The following is a 16,776-nucleotide window of genomic DNA, read 5'->3' on the forward strand; positions in this document are numbered from 1 at the left end:
TTGTTTTCATTTATATTTCCTTAGACTTCTTTTTTCAAACCGAACTGATACCAATCAACCTTACGAGTAAAATGCATCACAGCTGCAAGAATAGAAAAAAGTGCTAATGATCCCAAAAGTAACGCTTGTTCTTCGGATGCTAAAATTACATATAAAAACGAATACAAACCCAAATAATAGGAAGCCGTAATAATTCCCTTTTTCTTATTTTTTAACACACTGATTGCGTAATACCCAATGAGTCCAGTCACTGCGGCACTTGATACAATGTATGCTAATAAAAAACCAAAATGTTCAGAAAAAGATAAATTCAGAATGTAAAACAAAACCATAGCCGAACCAATCAAAATGTATTGGATTGGATGTAACAAAACTCCACCAAACACTTCCATTAGGAAAAATAATGCAAAACTTGTAACAATCAAAAGTAATCCGTATTTTACAGACCTTTCCATCTTTAAATAATGATCCACAGGAATCACAAGACTCACTCCAAAACCTGAATTCAAAATTGTATTTAAAATGGAATCATCCAGTGAATGGATCACTTGCGGATAGGATCTGCCAAAATAAGAAGATTCCCATACAGCAGAAAACCCATCTTCTTGTATGGTTCGATCTTTTGGTAAAAGATTTCCATTAAAGGATGGATCTTTCCAATCAGAACTCATATATAATTTAGATTTTTTTCCAATGGGAATCACTGAAAAAGATTCGGATCCTTTCACTTCTAGTTGGATTTCAAATGGAAGAGAGTTTCCAGAATCTGTCATGATAATAGGAACATTGAGACCAGATGGTAAATGAGAAGATTTAGTTCCAGGCAAAAATTTCTTTTCTTTTCCAGACATGGACAGTTTCATTTCTCCACCAAGTCCCTTCAAATCAGAAACAGAGAGTATCAATCTTGAATCATCCCAATAGATATATGTTGTATCATTTGGAAAATCAGTAGAAGAAATCGGTGAAAATTTTCCAACAATCTTCACCTTACTAGTGTATAATGGAATTTCATAGATACTTCTTTTCCGAAGTTCTGTTCTCATATCCACAACAGATTCCAATTCATCAGGTAAAAAATAAGCGTAATCGGTAATATAATCCCATTTATCTTTTTCTTTTGTGGAACCTGATTTTGGAATCCTTACGTTATAAGGTACCATTAAAATAGGACCAACAATTGTTTGATTTGTTCCCCATTTTTCTCCAACTTCAATTGCAGCTTCATTTCTAGCCGAATTTCTTTCCTCAATTAGAGAACCTATCATTGCCAATGGAATGATAAATAATAAAACCATACCACCAAGGATGGCCAGCATAAGGTTGACAGATGTTTGTAGTTTACTCATAAAAATCTCCTATCCTTATGATAGAATCTTTACGTGAGTCTTTTATGTTCTAAATGTGAGGATTCTGTGAGGATTTAAGTTTTTGGAAAACTTATCGATACAGATACTCCACGAGGTTCACGATTTTTGATTTCCAATCTACCACCATGTAAATCCACAATTTGACTTACAATACTTAGACCCAAACCAGAACTTTTACGATTGTTAGTTGGTCTTGGCAATGAATAAAATTTTTCGGTAACTCTCTCCAAAGCATAGTCAGGAATCCTTTGACCTTCGTCCAAAACAGAAAACCTAATGAAACCTTCCATTTCTTCCTGGATATCGATATTAATGACATCGTTTTTATTGGCAAAATCGATGGAGTTTCTGATTAAGTTTTCGATAGCCAAATATAAATAATTACGATTTCCTTTTAGCTCCCACTTACTATTTTCACATTTTACAAAAATCTTTACAGCCTTCCATTCCATTTCTGATTTGAAATTTATTAAAACTTCCTGAACCAAATCATACAATAGAACATTATCATCCAAAGAGATAGATTTTTTACCTTCTAATGAAGAAAGTTCTAACATTTGTTCAATGAGATTTTGTATTCGTTTAGCTTCCTCGTGAATATTTTTGGTAAGTCTGATAGATTCGTTTGGATGAGATTGTAAAAGTTCTACAGAAGCTAATATGGAGGAAAGAGGACTTTTGATTTCATGTGTTAAGGTTTGTACATACGATTCTATATATTTTTTTCCTTCAATTTCTTCTACAAGTAAATCCACTTCTTTACCTAATTCATTTAACTCACGAATCCCAATTTTGGGAAATACTACCTTCTCTTTTTTCCGAAGAGACGAAACATATTGAGAAAGACTTAAAATGGGACGAAAAAATAAATACGCTAACAAACTAAATAAAATAGCAATCGCAGAGGCCACAAGAAGTGAAATACGCCAAAACTTTCTTTTTGCTTCCTCAATGAAAGGAATCACACCTGTTTTGGGTTTAATTACAGTAAGCACTCCAACGATTTGATTATTGAATCGAATGGGTGAAGCTACAAATAATGCTCCCTCTCCTTCCTTATCCAGAAGTTTACTGGATCTTGCTCCATACTTTCCTTGTAGAGTCAAATAAACATCATTAAACTTTGAATAGTCGAGACCTTTGCGGTAAACTTCCGAATCATAAATGACAATTCCTTTTTCATCCGTAATATAAACTTGAATATCAGTATTCGTTTTTAGAAGGGAATATATTTTTGCATTAAAAGATCGTCTGTTAGTATTTTCAAAAACTGGAGAAAATAGGGAGTCTAACGTTGTTTGGAACTTTGTAAACGCTCGTGGATTATGTTTCAATTGTTCTTCTACAATTGCAGACAAAATATGAGCTGTATCGTTTAAAGATTCCTCGACAGTTTCCATATAACGAGGCCGTATTGAATCTTCTGTTTTATCGATTAAATAATAAAAACCAATGCTTAAGATAAAAAAAAACTAATGATGATTCGAATCCAAAGGTTCATATCTTTTCCTTTAATCCATAACCTTGTCCCCTTCTTGTTTCAATGGGATCGAAGTCTGGTTCCAATTCTTTAAATCTAGCGCGGATGTTTTTAATTACTGTATCCACTGCGCGGTCGAAACTATCTTCCGGTTCTGTCCAAACATTGTCCATAATTTCTTCTCTTGTAAAAATTCGACCTGGCCATTTAAAAAACAATTCCAACGTTTTGTATTCGTAAGGAGATAGGTTTAATGATTTTCCATTCAAATAAACTAACTTTTTATCCAATGAAATTTTAAATTTTGAATTTTCTATAAGCTGAGTAGGCAATGTTCTTCGCAATATAGCCCGTATCCTTGCCAAAAGTTCTCTGGGACTAAAAGGTTTGACAATATAATCGTCAGCTCCAATTTCCAAACCCAATACTTTATCTATCTCAGTATTTCTTGCAGTAAGAAATATAACAGGCGTTTGAAAGGATTTCCGAATTTCTTTTAATACTTCAAATCCATTTTGGTCAGGTAATCCAATATCTAGAATAATCAAAGATATATCATTGGAGAGGAGTAACAAACCTTGTTTCCCCGTGGATGCTAAAAATACAAAAAATCCTTCTGACTCCAAGGTGATTTGAATGGTTTCCTGAATTCCCGGTTCATCCTCAATCAGAAGTATTTTTGTCATTTTTTAAAATCTATTTTCCTTCCGCCCAAGACTCTTCTCTAGGGTCAGCAACACCGATTAGCCTTTTATCTTCATTTAACACAGCACATACGGCACCAAAATCATTATCTAAATGACCTTTTTTATAAACCTTATATCCTTTTGCTTTCAGAGAATCCGATACTGAATTATAAAGAGACTCTTCTAATTCAATTCCACCTGGTCGGTATGTATGGGGTGAAAAACTATCAGGCCAGTTCACCGAACGAAATCTAGGTGCCTCCACTGCTTTTTGTGGATCCATTCCAAAAACAATGACATTCAAAAAAAATTGGATCATCGCCTGGCTTTGTACATCTCCCCCGGGAGTTCCAAAACTCATCCATAACTTTCCTTTTTTTAAAACCATACCAGGATTCGGAGTGATTCGTGGTCGTTTCCCAGGTGCAAGAGAAGATGGATGGTTTGGATCCAATCGAAACTGAGTCATCCGTATACCCAATGTTAATCCCGTTCCTGGAACCATAGGTGATTGTGGAAAATCACTTGGAGTGAGAGATACTGCATTTCCTGCTGGATCAATGATACTCAAATAAGTTGTATCTTTTCCATACTTAATTTCACTCACAGTTTGGTCTTTGGTTTCATTTGGTTGTAGATTCGAAGACGTTGTTTTTTTGGAATCAAACATCCAAGGATTACCAAAAGGAGGAGTCATTCCAAAGGCATCCTTTTGAATTAACATTCTTCTGACACTAGCATACTTTTTCGAAAGTAATCCTTCCAAAGGAACATCTAAAAATTTAGGGTCGCCAAAGTATTTTTCTCTATCGGATATAACGAGTTCAATCGCCTGCGATACAGTGTGAATGTATTCTGGCGAGTTGTGACCCATCGCTTTCAAGTTAATACCATCTAGCAGCTGTAAAACCATTGGAACTACAGGCCCTTGTGTCCATGTTTGGTTGGATAAAATTTTATATTCCCCAAATTCCCCGGTAACTGGTTTCTCCCAACCACCAGTGTAAGATGCTAAATCTTCCTTTGTAAAAAGTCCATTTTTTTCTGAATGTAATTTTACGATAGCATCAGACACAGGACCTTTGTAGAAATAATCTCTTACAGATTCTAATGCTTGTTTTCTCGATTTTCCTTTTTTGAGAGATTCAACTTCTTCATTAGCCATAGAACGCCAAGTTTTTGCAAGATCTGATCGTTTGGTTAGTTCTCCTTCGCGAATTCCATACCACCATTTTTTTTCCAAATACACTTCGGAATTATAAGGCATGATGATTGTAAATCCCAATCGTTTGTATAAAGGTAAGTCTAAGTTTTTCACCAAGATCCGATTTGCAGGAAAACCTTCTTCTGCAACCGCAATAGCCGGTTGCACTAATTCAGAAAAAGATTTTGTTCCATGATCTTGTAACAGTCGTACGATGACATCTGGCGAGGCTGGCAATAATTGACTTAATATAGAATTTTTAGGCATCACATCATAACCGTTTTCTTTAAACCATTCGATGGTTGCTTTTTTTGGTGCCGTTCCAGCACCTATATAACTTTTTACTTGTCCTGTTTTTTGATCATAAACTAAAGTGGGAGCAACCGATGGAAAACTGGCTGCTTCGCCATTAGTGACATTTAACACAAGCAATGCGGCCACTGCTGCATCAACTGCATTTCCTCCACTTTCTAAAACCTTGATTGCGACCTTCGTTGCCAGTGGATTCCCTGTCGCTACCATATACTTTTTTCCAAGAGCAACTTCACGCAAACTACCTTGCGGATCTACATAAGAGGGAACGAGTGGTCTACGACTTCCTAAACATTGAAACAAAAAAAGAAACGTAAAAAAAGTGCATAAAAACTTAAAGAAATTGGCCATAGAACCCTCAAAACAACGATTTGATAAAAACTATGTAAAATTTTAATTCTATGTCGAACCATTTTTTACAACTAAAACCAGTTGGTAATCACTTTAATAATATTGATGTTTAATATTGCGTAGGAGAAAACAACTCTTCTGTTTTCCTTTTCCGTCCGATTGAGAGTCCAGTGGCTTCAGCTACAATTCCAAACTTCTGTCAAAAATCTTTTTTAAAACCTAGTTACTACTAATTAAGTCCAAAAAGTATGAATCATGAAATTTATACTAATTGGGAAAAAGATACTGCGTTAATTACAACTCGTATCTCTGGTGCAGTGACAGAAACAGAAGTATCCAAGTGGAAAGAAAGTTTAGAAAAAACTTTTGCAGAAATTCCGAACGGAACAAAATTTAAAATCTTTGTGAATTTCTACGGATTAAATCCTGCAACTGTGTCTGCACACAAATCATATAGAGATATTATCCCTTTACTTTTAAGTAAATACAATTGGCGCATTGGTTACTTAGATTTATTTGAAGAAGCTAAAAACTTAAAACTAACATCTGAAAACGGAACCGAATGTATCGCTGCCGTTCATTGTCATCATGATAGTTACAAAATTAATGAATATGAAAGTAGATTTGGCAAGGAAACAGAACATTTTTTTGATGACCCAGAAAAATCAGAATCTTGGATCAGAAGTTACCAAACCAATTCACAATAGGAAACGTTTGCTTACTATGAAAATTAATAGTAAGCTATTTTCTTTTTTCAAAAAGAATCCTGTTCTTTAAATAAACAATAGGAATACGAATTGACATTTCATTTTTAAAGGTACAATCGCTGGCATGAAACCAAAAATATTTTTCACTCTGGCCCTGTTTTTATTTTTCCACTTTGGGATCTTTGCAAACCCCGAAACCAAAGCAAACGAACTTTGTGATTGCTTAAAAAAAGGCAAAACAACTGAGAATGCAGCAGATAAAAAATCATGTTTATCATTAAGAGAAAAACATGTTTCGGATTTAAAAAAAGGATCTAAGTCATACGAATCCTATCTTTTGTCTGTTCAAAAATGCGAACAATCATTAGTCGGAACTCCCGAAACAAATACCAATCTAAATACAAAAGAAAAAATTTCTGCAGTATGTGATTGTTTTCAAAAAGCAGGTAAACAAAACAGAATGGGATGTTTTAAACTCCAAAGTGATTATGGAAAAACCATCACAGACCCAGAAGAAAAAAAGGAATTTAATCTATCTTCTGGAAGTTGTGACCAGTAAAATCAAGATAAGGAAAGGACTCTCCTCTTTAAAAGAATTAGTCCCTTCCTTTCCTTCCTTTCCTTCCTTTCTCTAGTTTATTTTTTAAAATAAACATAAATCTTTTTCAATGGAAAATACAATACAACTGCAATTACCACAAAAGGAATCATCCAAATCAAATAGTAAGTTAGTTCTAAAAATAAATTCAAAATTCCTACGAAGGCATTTTTATAAGTTGGAATTTGAACTTTATCAGCAGGAATTGGTGTGGAAAAATTTACATTTAAGGTTGCCCATTTAACTCTGTCTTTTATTTTCCAAATTTCATGTTCCGAACTATCTAAATTATTTTCGCTCTCAGTGACTGCTTCTTCGATCACTTGCCAATTTTTGGAATTTGCCAAGGTTTGGTTGTTTGCATTCGATCGTCTCACTAATCGAATTTTTTCTCGGTTTGATTTTATCTTTTGCCAAACCATTCCTTCTGTATGATCCACAGTTGATATATCTTCGTTAAGTAATACTCCATACGTATCTAATTCCATCAATGCTTCGTATAATTTTTCAGATTTTATATGAATTCGTAAATTAATGTAAGGTGAGTCTGTATTCACAGCAGAACTATTTTCAACATAACCATACTTGGAAATAAAACCAAGGATATCTTTTCTCGTTTTAATTAAGTCTTGCGTTTGATAACTCAATTGAATTTGGTATTCGAGCAATCGCTCTGTACTATTTAAAATGGGCACAAATACTTCGCCAAGTTGATTTTCGACTGATGGCTGTTCGATGGTGTCTTCCAGACGAGAACCAGAAGTCGACACTTTTTTTTCCATAGGCATGTCCAACGAACGCATTTCCGCTTCGACCGGTGCCGTAGATTCACTGTTTGATTCTTTGCCACATTGTAAAAGGAAGGCAAAAAGAATGAAGACCATCAATATATAAATTTTTTTCACAAAAGACCCTACTTGTTTCTATTTAGACATAACAATTCTCAGAGAAAAGTTTCTCAAGTTTTCTGGCGAATCCAACACCAAATGGTGTTGGACCGGGCTTTCCGCTGCAATCTGCAAAGCAAAAGAAGGATTTTTTTTCATTTCAAATCAATCCACCTAACTTCTATTGCATTGCAGGATTTACGCTACAATCCCTTTCGCATTGGATCTAATTACAATATACTACAATTTTTTACTTAAAAACGACCTAGAAGGAATGGCAAAAGGAACTTCCAACTCCACAGTTCCCATCCCACCACTAATCACTTCTACTGAATTTTGTTTATAAAAAATTTGATCCACTGTGAAAGTGGAGGGGTTTGCGTCTGTCGACGTAATGACTTCCAGCAAATCCCCTTTTTGAATTTTATTTTTTACTTCAATGACAATACGTTTCGTATCCGGTTTATATTCTTTTACAAATCCTGTATACTTTTGGCTCATTTGTAAACTGGTACCAAATTCATTGTTTTGAAAGTTCCTTTCCTCTTCAGGAATTTTGTCTTCCATCCCACGGCTTAAAAAACCAGAAAAATATTTTCGTGAAGAAACTTTATCCAATTCTTCTAACCACTTCCGATCAAAACCTTCGCCTCGTGCAATATTATCTAATGTATGACGATAACTACGAGCCACCATTCCTACATAATAATCATTTTTTGTTCGACCTTCTACTTTCAAAGAATCAACGCCAGCATCGCATAGCTCCTGTAAAAATTCGATCGCACGAAGGTCTTTGGAATTCATTAAAAAAGTTCCCTCTTCATCGGTAATGAGTTCCATAGGTTCATCATTTTGTTTGGGATTTGTGACATACACTTTGTACAAATCACGACATGCATTATTACAAGAACCTTGGTTTGCATCTCGTTTTTTAAAATAATTACTCATAAAACAACGACCACTATGAGCAATACAAATTGATCCATGGACAAACACTTCAATTTCCATATCGGGAACTTCATTTTTTATTTCAGCAATTTCCGAAATAGATACTTCACGAGAAAGAATCACACGAGTGGCACCAAATTTTTTCCAAAATTTAACTGCCGCATAATTCATCGTATTCGTTTGGACAGAAATATGAATATCAAGTTCGGGATGTGATTCTTTTGTGATCAAAATCAATCCAGGATCAGCCATAATCAATGCATCTGGTTTTAATGCAGCCATTTGATCCAAATACTTAGGATAAGAAGGAAGTTTGGAATTTCTTGGAATGTTGTTTACTGTAAAATAAATTTTTTTACCAAGTTGTCTGGCAAGGGCGACTCCCTTTTCCAAAGCCTCCATTGTAAAATCATTTTCACGTGCTCTTAAAGAGAACCTAGGAACTCCGCAGTAAGCGGCATCCGCACCATATAGATAAGCAATTTCTAATTTTTCTAAATTTCCTGCAGGAAGTAATAATTCTGGAATTTTTCTCATCTGGCACACACCCTAAATCCATCCCAAAAGAATCCCGATTTCCCAAAAGGAAAAATCTATGAAAAGATTTTTAGATCGTTTCTAAATTCAAAAAAGGAAACGACAAAGAGATCCATATTTTTAATTTAAAGATATCATGTTTCTTTACTTTCTACTTTTAATCCTTCATGTTCTATCCGCTATGATTTGGGTAGGAGGGATGATATTTTATGTGATCGTTTTTATTCCTGTCATTCGTAACCCAGAACTAAAAGATCAAAAATTAAGATTATTGCAACTAACAGCAATTCAGTTTAGAAACATTTCTTATTATATCTTTTCAGTATTGATTCTTTCAGGAACAGGAATTTTGTACTTAAAAGGTTTTTTCAAGAATGGAATCAACCTGGAATTATGGATTTCTAACATTGGTTATATGTTTATAACCAAAATTATTTTATTCACCATTTTATTTTTATCATCTTTGTATCATGATTTTGTCACTGGTCCCAAAACCTTTACCTACCTCACAACAGATCCCGTACGGTTTGAACGATATAGAAAAACCTCATCTTTTTTTGGCAGATTCAATTTGTTAGTTTCTCTTACCATTGCGATCTTTGGAATTTTTGTTTCTAGAGGGTTTTCGATTTTCTAGTCATTTATTCCCCTTGACAGTGCTGAGAGCCTTCATTCCCTAAAACAAATGATTTCGAGTCGCATTTTCATATCTATTTTCATTCTAATTCTAATCTTAGAACCGGGCCTGCCACAGACGGAACTCCATGCCTTTCACGGAATCATGCAACCCGCCTTTGGAGCCAGACAAGCGGGAATGGGAGGAGCCTTCCAAGCAGTCGGAGGATCAGTGATGGATTTAGAATCCAATCCTTCTCATTTAGCAAGAGTTAAAAGAACCAAATGGGAGTTAGGTTCCGCAATTCATCTCCCGTCCATCGAATACAATGATGAATACATCGATCCAAATCCCCAACGCTCCTATCGAAATGCAACTGTGGAACATCCGAGGGCAGTCCTTCCTTATCTCGGTGTCATAAAGCCAGTCACCGATAATATCAGCATTGGATTTGCTCTTTATGCGCAAGGAGGTGGTGGTGGACAATTTAAAAATATCAAACGTAATACGCCTGATGGTAGAACTCTGAACGAAACTTTTGGAATTAACATCCCTATCATCGGAGATAGTTCGAAAGCAGTAGAAGATTTAAATTTTAAATTTATGACCATGAAATCTACGTTTGGTGCTGGTTACAAAAAAGGGAACCTCGCAATAGGAGCTGGCATTGATTTAGTTTATGGGTTTATGGAACTAAAAAGAACCTACCAAGACGAAACAAGAAGCCTTACCATTCCTGGTGGAATTCGTTACCAAAGTGATTCTGCATATACAATGGGAGGAAAAATCGGTGTCTCTTATGATCTAACAGAAAAAATACGAGTCGCCTACTCTTATACAACTAGGAACTTTTTGCCAATGGATGGAACCATGAAAGTAGATGGTTATGCACCTGAAAGGTCCTTTGGAACAAGAGTTTCGCGTTATATGATTTGGCCAGACAAACATGTAGCGGGTATCTCTTACCGCACGGATAAGTTTATTATTGATTTTGACATTAAATACATTCCTTGGTCAGAAAGTTTTAATACCAGTAAGTTTCGATTGGAAGATGTTTGGATGAGAACACCGATTGGAGTCGAAACAAATGCTTTTCAATTTAATTTAAATTGGAAAAACCAAACTATATTGGCAGTTGGATTGGAATACAAATGGAATGAACGTTTTATGAGTCGTATGGGTTATAGTTATGGAAACAATGTTATTCCTGCAAGTGGAGTGAGTCCGATGTTAGGAGCGAGTATCGAACACCATCTTGCTATGGGAGGAAGTATTTCTTGGAATGATACTTCGTTTCATCTTGCCTGTGAATATGGATTTCCTAAAAAAACCTATGGTGGAAAAACTTCTGACTGGACTTTATCCCATGCTGTTTTATCTAATAAAGAAGTTCATCCATTTCAATTCTCATATAACAAACAAATGAGTGTATTTAGTATTTACCTGGGAATGGAACAAAATATATAAAAGGAAACTCTATGAATTCAAAATTTATTGGAAAATTAGCGATTGGACTTTGGGTACTAACTATAATCACACTTGGTTATTTTTTTTATTTCGGTAGCACAAGTCGCAGTTTAGATAATCGAACTGCAATTCACCTAACACCAGCAGAACGCCAATTGGTTTTAACAGAAATGAGGGCCTTACTCACAGCTGTGAATGGAATTCTATCTGGTTTAGCAGACAAAGATTATGAAGGTGCTGCCAAAGCCGCAGATGCAGTGGGTATGGGCCTTGTTGCCAGTTTAGAGAACCAAGAAAAAACCATCCTTCTCAAACTTCCCGTGGAATTTAAAAAATTAGGATTTGGAACTCACGAAAAATTCGATGAAATTGCTGGTAAAATTCGCAAAAAACAGGAAATTCATTCTCTTTTAAAAGAAATGGATGAACTCACTCGCAATTGTGTCGCTTGCCATGCAAGTTACAAAATTGAAGTCGATACAAAAGAGAAATAATCTTTATATAAAACCGATTTTTATATGCCGAAACTCTCAAGATACTTTATAAAATCTGGAATGGTGTATTTGTTTTTTGGAGTTTTAGTATATGCTATTTCTGAATTTCCGGGATTACAATGGGATATCCACCTAATGCCAGTTTATTGGCACATGCTCGCTCTCGGATGGATTACACAAATTATAATGGGAGTTTCGCTTTGGATGTATCCCAAAGGGAAAAACCCCGCACCCAAAAATGGATCTACAATAACTTGGATTGCCTATTTATTTTTAAATTTTGGTTTAATCCTTCGAATTGTTTCTGAACCATTTTTGTACTTATATAAAGAAATCACCATTTTTCCCTTTGTTTGTTCCATCTTTTTCCAATTACTAGGAATACTTTGTTTTGTTTTGGAAATTTGGCCAAGGTTAGAACCTCAAGGAAAAAAATAAAATTTATGTTTCCCCTTCCTTCTGTTTGGTTCCTTCGATTTTCCTTAATTTATTTAGTGATTGGATCGTCGTTAGGCGCCATCCTAATGTTAAATAAAGCATTTACATTAAATCCCAAAATATGGAAAATCCTTCCCATCCATTATTCAATTCTAATTTGGGGATTTTTACTTCAATTAATTATGGGAACGGCTTATTGGATGTTTCCCAAATTTCTCTCTGAACATCCAAGAGGTTCCACTTGGCAAATTTGGTTTGTATTTTATAGTTACAACTTGGGATTCATTTTATATTTAATATCAAAATTTATATTTCCATTGAATTCTTTAGCTATCATTGGAAAAATTCTTATCTTTATTGGTATAGTTACTTTTATGAAGTTAGTTTGGGCGCGTGTGATTACCTACAACAAATAGAAATTTCCTTCCTTATTTTTAATAAAAAAATATCACAATTGATTTAGATCAATTTATTCCTGAAATAAGAATGGTAGTTTGAATTATGAAGTTTTCCCAATTTATAATATACGGCTTTATATTATGCCTATTCAGCATGGTCTACACATGCCATGAACATACCGGCTCAAAACTTCCTGAATTAAACAATGGTAAACCTTGGATCGCAGACAATTCTACAAGGATGGGATTTCAGAAGATGGACAAACTATTTCACCATGCAAATTCTGATGAATCTATAGAAGAATACCATAAACAAGCGGCTCAAATCACATCTATTATCAATGAAATTCTTTCTTCCTGTACAATGTCAGGACAAGGACATGAAGAGTTACATAAATATATTAATTTATTATTAGAAGAAGTGCGTTCTATGAAAGGAAACGATATCAATTTAGCCAAACAGGCAAAATTGAATCTGATTGAGATCATTTCTAAATATCCTTTATACTTCGAATAAACAAAGTATAAAGGATAAATCTAAATATTGAATTTAATATATGGTTTATAATCCATATCCTCTTGGAGAATATGATTTGTAAGCCAAGCACGTAAAAACTTTAGAAGATCTCCAAAGAACTGATTCAGTTCCTCATCATTGGAAAGAAGATTCCCGGAAGTCAGACGATTTTTTAATTCTAAAATTTTATCAGTGAATCGATCGTGTTGTTTTTTATGAGCTTCTAATTCTGGATATTGGTTTAACTCCATCACTCGCTCTTCAATCAAAAAATGACTGAGTGTATAATCCTCTAACTCAGAAACCGCATCCACAAGAACCTTGGATTTTCCCGAAAGATGTTCTTTGTTTTCATCGTAAACTGTTTCAATATTATTAATCAATCGAAAGAGCTTTTTATGTTGAGAATCAATCTCGGAAATATTCGTTTCGTATTTCGAATCCCACTGTGTGACCATGAGAAAACCTCGTTCTTTCAGGTTTTTGCAGCACACCGAGAGGACAAGTGAATAATCCAAACCACATGGAAACTATAGATTTCACTAAAGCAACAATTAGGATAAGAATCATTCTAATTTATTTTCATACCTAGTCCTAAACTGTTAGAGATCCGGCTTAGAAACGCATCCTCGTATTTTTATTCGAACCTTACTTCGTTTGCTCTTTCCCCTAATTGACAATTATCAACACAAACGATTCGAACCAAATTGATTTAGATCAATTCAGAATCTTTCTTTCTGGCATTCAATAGAAGGTGAACCAATAAGTGGGCGGTATCCAATGAACAAAAAAATTTTTCAAATCACAATGATCACGATTGTCACCTGTCTCTCGCTAGCCGGTGCTTCATGCGGAAAATCTGATGATTCCGATGCGGGTAAGGGGATTTCTGCAGTCGCAGATGACAAATCACAACAAGATGTTCTAAAAATTGCTGTAGGTTCCAAAGACCATACAACACTAGTCGCTGCTGTCCAAGCTGCCGGCCTCGTGGATTCCCTTGCTAACCAAGGACCGTTCACTGTGTTCGCACCAACAAACGATGCTTTTGCAAAGTTACCAGCAGGAACCGTGGATGATCTTCTAAAACCAAGCCAAAAAGATGCATTAAAAAACATATTAGAGTACCATGTCGTAGTCGGTAACCTAACAGAATCCCTATTGAAATCTGAGTACACTGGTAAGGATGATGAACTCGGTATGGCGAATGGAGGTCACACAAAAGTTTCCGTAAAAAATGGAAAGATAATGATCAATGGAGCAACCGTTGTTGCATCCATTCCCGCAGCAAACGGAATCATTCATGTGATAGACTCGGTGTTATTACCACCTGCAAAGAAATGATAAGTAATCAAATACCAAGGAGTATTTAAAATGAACCTTTCAAAAATAAACGGAGTGTCTTTCCGAATGAAGTTCGGTATCCTAATCGGACTCTTCGTATCAATGACAATCATATCCTGTGGAGGAGAAAAAACTGAGGAAACACCAACATCTAACGCTGGTTCCAAGGGAATAGGACCGGTAACTTCTGTAACCATCGGTGCTTTAGACCAGGTTATGGCAGATCGTGGTAAAAAACAATTTGAAGCCAAGTGTTCCGCTTGTCACAAATTTGAAGAAAAGGTTGTAGGACCTGCTCTTCAGGATGTAACACTCCGCAGAACTCCAGAGTGGATTATGAATATGATTCTAAATCCAATTGAGATGACTCAAAAAGATCCCATTGGACAAGAGTTACTCGGTGAACACTTAACTCAGATGACATTTCAAAATATAAAGGAAGAAGAAGCGCGAGAGATCCTCGAGTACTTCCGTAAGATGGATTTAAAATAGGTAACGATATGTTAAAAAAATCAAATTTAATACTAGTTACACTTGGAATCGCTCTTTTTGCATTCGTTCCGAATTGCAAAAAAGGTGCAGCAACGGCAACTCTAGCTTCCGATGCTGCTTCCAGAGTGTATGTGGCTCCGGGAGAAAAGGACGAAGTATACGCCTTTTTGTCTGGTGGATTTAGTGGTCAGATGTCCGTTTACGGAATCCCATCTGCAAGACTATTCAAAATCATTCCCGTATTCTCTGTTTTTCCTGAAAACGGATATGGGTTTGACGAAGAAACTAAAGACATGTTAAAAACAACTCATGGTTATGTGCCTTGGGATGATAGCCACCACATAGAAGCATCTATGACAGATGGTAAACAAGATGGTCGTTGGATGTTCCTAAACGCAAACAACACACCAAGGCTTGCAAGGATTGACCTAAAATCTTTTGAAACAAAAGAGATTTTGGAAATCCCAAACACTGCCGGTAACCATGCTTCCCCATTTGCTACTGAAAACACAGAGTATTTGATGGCTGCAACTCGTTTCTCGGTTCCAATTCCACAAGCAAGTGTAGCAATCGATAGTTTTTCCAAAGGTGGGTTCAAAGGAACTGTCACTATGGTAAAAGTTGATAAAAACACAGGTAGACTTTCTATAGAATTACAAGTTCTTGTTCCAGGTTTTGACTATGACCTATCACATTGTGGCAAAAAGAAATCCCATGACTGGTGTTTCTTCAGTAGTTACAACTCAGAACAAGCTCATAAAATGTTGGAAGTTGGTGCTTCTAAAAAAGATAAAGACTTTATCTTAGCATTCAACTGGGTTCGTGCGAAAGAATGTAAAGACCAAGGCAAAGCTTATAACTTTGGTGGTGAATACCTAAATAATTTCAAAGAGGAAAACAAACCTGCCGTTTCAACAAAGTTAAGCGGTGTGAAGATGTTAAATCCAAAAGATTGTCCGGGTATGATGTATTACATGCCAACACCTAAAAGTCCACACGGAACTGATGTTGACTCTACTGGAGAATACATTGTTGGTGGTGGAAAGTTAGCATCCGTAATTCCAGTTCACTCCTTTAGCAAAATGATGGAAGTAAAAGACAAAAAGGAACACCACTCGACTGAAATCGAAGGAATTCCAGTTCTTAAATATGAATCCACACTTGCTGGTGAAGTTCAAAAACCTTGTCTTGGTCCATTACATACTGAGTTCGACGGTCAAGGGTATGCTTATACTTCTTGTTTCGTAAGTTCTGAAGTAGTAAAATGGAAATTAGGAACTTGGGAAGTCGTACAACATCTACCTGCTTATTATAGTGTAGGTCACTTATCCATCGTTGGTGGTAGTTCTACTGAACCTTACGGTAAATATCTAATCGCAATGAACAAAATCACTAAAGATAGATATCTTCCAGTGGGCATGGAGTTACCACAAAGTGCGCAGCTCTATGATATCTCTTCTGGTAAAGCTGAGTTGTTGTCTGACTTCCCAACTGTAGGGGAACCACACTATTCACAAATGATTCCAGCTAAGTTAATTATGGATAAAACTGCGAAACTCTTCCCATTAGAAGAAAACAAACATCCATACGCGACTAAAAATGAAAACGATGCAAGGATCGTTAGACTTGGAAGTACAATCCACATCTACATGACTGCGATTCGTTCCCATTTTAAACCGGATATCATTGAAGCAAGAACTGGGGAAACTTTATACTTCCACGTAACCAACTTGGAACAAGATTATGATATTCCTCATGGATTTGCAATCGGTGGAGCACCTAACATGACTAACCTTCTTATCATGCCAGGTGAAACTAGAACTTTCAAATGGGTAGCACCTAAACCTGGCGTGTACCCTTTCTACTGCACTGATTTCTGTTCTGCTCTACACCAAGAGATGCAACAGTACATCCGAGTGAATCCATAACC

General features: G+C 35.7%; 18 protein-coding genes. 11 read left to right on the top strand and 7 right to left on the bottom strand.

The window, feature by feature from the left end; genetic code table 11:
• Window positions 1-20 precede the first annotated feature (20 nt).
• From creD to EHQ31_RS16270, 4 genes are all read right to left on the bottom strand, one after another.
• Window positions 21-1,349: a cell envelope integrity protein CreD gene (creD, locus tag EHQ31_RS16255; RefSeq protein WP_135572007.1), complete on the bottom strand. Its 1,329-nt coding sequence runs from the start codon at window positions 1,347-1,349 to the stop codon at window positions 21-23.
• A 74-nt stretch (window positions 1,350-1,423) separates the two neighbouring features.
• Window positions 1,424-2,824, bottom strand: a complete 1,401-nt coding sequence (gene creC, locus EHQ31_RS16260; protein WP_135572009.1) for a two-component system sensor histidine kinase CreC — start codon at window positions 2,822-2,824, stop codon at window positions 1,424-1,426.
• A gap of 43 nt (window positions 2,825-2,867) precedes the next feature.
• Window positions 2,868-3,536 (bottom strand): response regulator, encoded by a 669-nt coding sequence (locus tag EHQ31_RS16265; protein WP_135572011.1) that lies wholly within the window; start codon window positions 3,534-3,536, stop codon window positions 2,868-2,870.
• A 10-nt stretch (window positions 3,537-3,546) separates the two neighbouring features.
• Complete coding sequence (locus EHQ31_RS16270) at window positions 3,547-5,403, bottom strand: gamma-glutamyltransferase family protein (RefSeq protein WP_135572013.1); 1,857 nt, start codon at window positions 5,401-5,403, stop codon at window positions 3,547-3,549.
• 248 nt (window positions 5,404-5,651) lie between these two features.
• Here EHQ31_RS16270 and EHQ31_RS16275 point away from each other — a divergent pair, with 248 nt between their 5' ends.
• Together EHQ31_RS16275 and EHQ31_RS16280 are read left to right on the top strand one after the other, a co-directional pair.
• The gene (locus tag EHQ31_RS16275; protein WP_135572015.1) at window positions 5,652-6,110 is read left to right on the top strand and encodes a hypothetical protein; all 459 of its coding nucleotides are present in this window, start codon (window positions 5,652-5,654) and stop codon (window positions 6,108-6,110) included.
• 124 nt (window positions 6,111-6,234) lie between these two features.
• Window positions 6,235-6,669, top strand: a complete 435-nt coding sequence (locus EHQ31_RS16280) for a hypothetical protein (protein ID WP_135572017.1) — start codon at window positions 6,235-6,237, stop codon at window positions 6,667-6,669.
• 77 nt (window positions 6,670-6,746) lie between these two features.
• Here EHQ31_RS16280 and EHQ31_RS16285 read toward each other — a convergent pair whose 3' ends face one another.
• A complete protein-coding gene (locus tag EHQ31_RS16285; RefSeq protein ID WP_135573998.1) occupies window positions 6,747-7,592 on the bottom strand; it encodes a DUF4349 domain-containing protein in 846 nt (281 codons plus the stop codon).
• A 243-nt stretch (window positions 7,593-7,835) separates the two neighbouring features.
• A complete protein-coding gene (locus tag EHQ31_RS16290) occupies window positions 7,836-9,089 on the bottom strand; it encodes a U32 family peptidase C-terminal domain-containing protein (protein ID WP_135572019.1) in 1,254 nt (417 codons plus the stop codon).
• A gap of 127 nt (window positions 9,090-9,216) precedes the next feature.
• On the opposite strand from EHQ31_RS16290, the gene EHQ31_RS16295 reads away from it, so the two are divergent.
• The 6 genes from EHQ31_RS16295 to EHQ31_RS16320 all read left to right on the top strand — a co-directional run bounded on the left by EHQ31_RS16295 (window position 9,217) and on the right by EHQ31_RS16320 (window position 13,010).
• Window positions 9,217-9,717, top strand: a complete 501-nt coding sequence (locus tag EHQ31_RS16295; protein WP_135572021.1) for a hypothetical protein — start codon at window positions 9,217-9,219, stop codon at window positions 9,715-9,717.
• A 48-nt stretch (window positions 9,718-9,765) separates the two neighbouring features.
• The gene (locus EHQ31_RS16300; protein WP_135572023.1) at window positions 9,766-11,163 is read left to right on the top strand and encodes an OmpP1/FadL family transporter; all 1,398 of its coding nucleotides are present in this window, start codon (window positions 9,766-9,768) and stop codon (window positions 11,161-11,163) included.
• 11 nt (window positions 11,164-11,174) lie between these two features.
• Window positions 11,175-11,657 carry a hypothetical protein gene (locus tag EHQ31_RS16305; protein WP_135572026.1) on the top strand — a complete coding sequence of 161 codons (483 nt, stop codon included), beginning with the start codon at window positions 11,175-11,177 and terminating at the stop codon, window positions 11,655-11,657.
• Window positions 11,658-11,681: 24 nt separating this feature from the next.
• A complete protein-coding gene (locus tag EHQ31_RS16310) occupies window positions 11,682-12,095 on the top strand; it encodes a hypothetical protein (protein WP_135572028.1) in 414 nt (137 codons plus the stop codon).
• A 5-nt stretch (window positions 12,096-12,100) separates the two neighbouring features.
• Window positions 12,101-12,511 (top strand): heme-copper oxidase family protein, encoded by a 411-nt coding sequence (locus tag EHQ31_RS16315; RefSeq protein WP_135572030.1) that lies wholly within the window; start codon window positions 12,101-12,103, stop codon window positions 12,509-12,511.
• Between the two features lie 85 nt (window positions 12,512-12,596).
• Window positions 12,597-13,010, top strand: coding sequence for a hypothetical protein (locus EHQ31_RS16320; RefSeq protein WP_135572032.1), 414 nt, complete (start codon window positions 12,597-12,599; stop codon window positions 13,008-13,010).
• 20 nt (window positions 13,011-13,030) lie between these two features.
• Here EHQ31_RS16320 and EHQ31_RS16325 read toward each other — a convergent pair whose 3' ends face one another.
• Window positions 13,031-13,468 carry a bacteriohemerythrin gene (locus EHQ31_RS16325; protein WP_135572034.1) on the bottom strand — a complete coding sequence of 146 codons (438 nt, stop codon included), beginning with the start codon at window positions 13,466-13,468 and terminating at the stop codon, window positions 13,031-13,033.
• A 322-nt stretch (window positions 13,469-13,790) separates the two neighbouring features.
• Between EHQ31_RS16325 and EHQ31_RS16330 the strand changes: the two genes are divergently transcribed.
• From EHQ31_RS16330 to nosZ, 3 genes are read left to right on the top strand one after another with little or no spacing between them, the layout of a single operon-like run.
• A complete protein-coding gene (locus tag EHQ31_RS16330) occupies window positions 13,791-14,354 on the top strand; it encodes a fasciclin domain-containing protein (protein WP_244247440.1) in 564 nt (187 codons plus the stop codon).
• A gap of 30 nt (window positions 14,355-14,384) precedes the next feature.
• Window positions 14,385-14,846: a c-type cytochrome gene (locus tag EHQ31_RS16335; protein ID WP_135572038.1), complete on the top strand. Its 462-nt coding sequence runs from the start codon at window positions 14,385-14,387 to the stop codon at window positions 14,844-14,846.
• 8 nt (window positions 14,847-14,854) lie between these two features.
• Window positions 14,855-16,774: a Sec-dependent nitrous-oxide reductase gene (gene nosZ / locus EHQ31_RS16340; RefSeq protein ID WP_100741743.1), complete on the top strand. Its 1,920-nt coding sequence runs from the start codon at window positions 14,855-14,857 to the stop codon at window positions 16,772-16,774.
• Window positions 16,775-16,776 lie beyond the last annotated feature (2 nt).

The organism is Leptospira montravelensis, from assembly GCF_004770045.1.
Classification (GTDB): domain Bacteria; phylum Spirochaetota; class Leptospiria; order Leptospirales; family Leptospiraceae; genus Leptospira_A; species Leptospira_A montravelensis.

What these genes read in the sequence shown, in the direction of transcription:
- EHQ31_RS16285 (WP_135573998.1), bottom strand. Translation starts at nt 7,592, where the DNA reads ATGGTCTTCATTCTTTTTGCCTTCCTTTTACAATGTGGCAAAGAATCA.
- EHQ31_RS16325 (WP_135572034.1), bottom strand. Translation starts at nt 13,468, where the DNA reads ATGGTCACACAGTGGGATTCGAAATACGAAACGAATATTTCCGAGATT.
- EHQ31_RS16310 (WP_135572028.1), top strand. Translation starts at nt 11,682, where the DNA reads ATGCCGAAACTCTCAAGATACTTTATAAAATCTGGAATGGTGTATTTG.
- EHQ31_RS16305 (WP_135572026.1), top strand. Translation starts at nt 11,175, where the DNA reads ATGAATTCAAAATTTATTGGAAAATTAGCGATTGGACTTTGGGTACTA.
- creD (WP_135572007.1), bottom strand. Translation starts at nt 1,349, where the DNA reads ATGAGTAAACTACAAACATCTGTCAACCTTATGCTGGCCATCCTTGGT.
- EHQ31_RS16275 (WP_135572015.1), top strand. Translation starts at nt 5,652, where the DNA reads ATGAATCATGAAATTTATACTAATTGGGAAAAAGATACTGCGTTAATT.
- EHQ31_RS16280 (WP_135572017.1), top strand. Translation starts at nt 6,235, where the DNA reads ATGAAACCAAAAATATTTTTCACTCTGGCCCTGTTTTTATTTTTCCAC.
- EHQ31_RS16295 (WP_135572021.1), top strand. Translation starts at nt 9,217, where the DNA reads ATGTTTCTTTACTTTCTACTTTTAATCCTTCATGTTCTATCCGCTATG.
- EHQ31_RS16320 (WP_135572032.1), top strand. Translation starts at nt 12,597, where the DNA reads ATGAAGTTTTCCCAATTTATAATATACGGCTTTATATTATGCCTATTC.
- EHQ31_RS16330 (WP_244247440.1), top strand. Translation starts at nt 13,791, where the DNA reads ATGAACAAAAAAATTTTTCAAATCACAATGATCACGATTGTCACCTGT.
- EHQ31_RS16335 (WP_135572038.1), top strand. Translation starts at nt 14,385, where the DNA reads ATGAACCTTTCAAAAATAAACGGAGTGTCTTTCCGAATGAAGTTCGGT.
- EHQ31_RS16270 (WP_135572013.1), bottom strand. Translation starts at nt 5,403, where the DNA reads ATGGCCAATTTCTTTAAGTTTTTATGCACTTTTTTTACGTTTCTTTTT.
- EHQ31_RS16300 (WP_135572023.1), top strand. Translation starts at nt 9,766, where the DNA reads ATGATTTCGAGTCGCATTTTCATATCTATTTTCATTCTAATTCTAATC.
- EHQ31_RS16315 (WP_135572030.1), top strand. Translation starts at nt 12,101, where the DNA reads ATGTTTCCCCTTCCTTCTGTTTGGTTCCTTCGATTTTCCTTAATTTAT.
- nosZ (WP_100741743.1), top strand. Translation starts at nt 14,855, where the DNA reads ATGTTAAAAAAATCAAATTTAATACTAGTTACACTTGGAATCGCTCTT.
- EHQ31_RS16265 (WP_135572011.1), bottom strand. Translation starts at nt 3,536, where the DNA reads ATGACAAAAATACTTCTGATTGAGGATGAACCGGGAATTCAGGAAACC.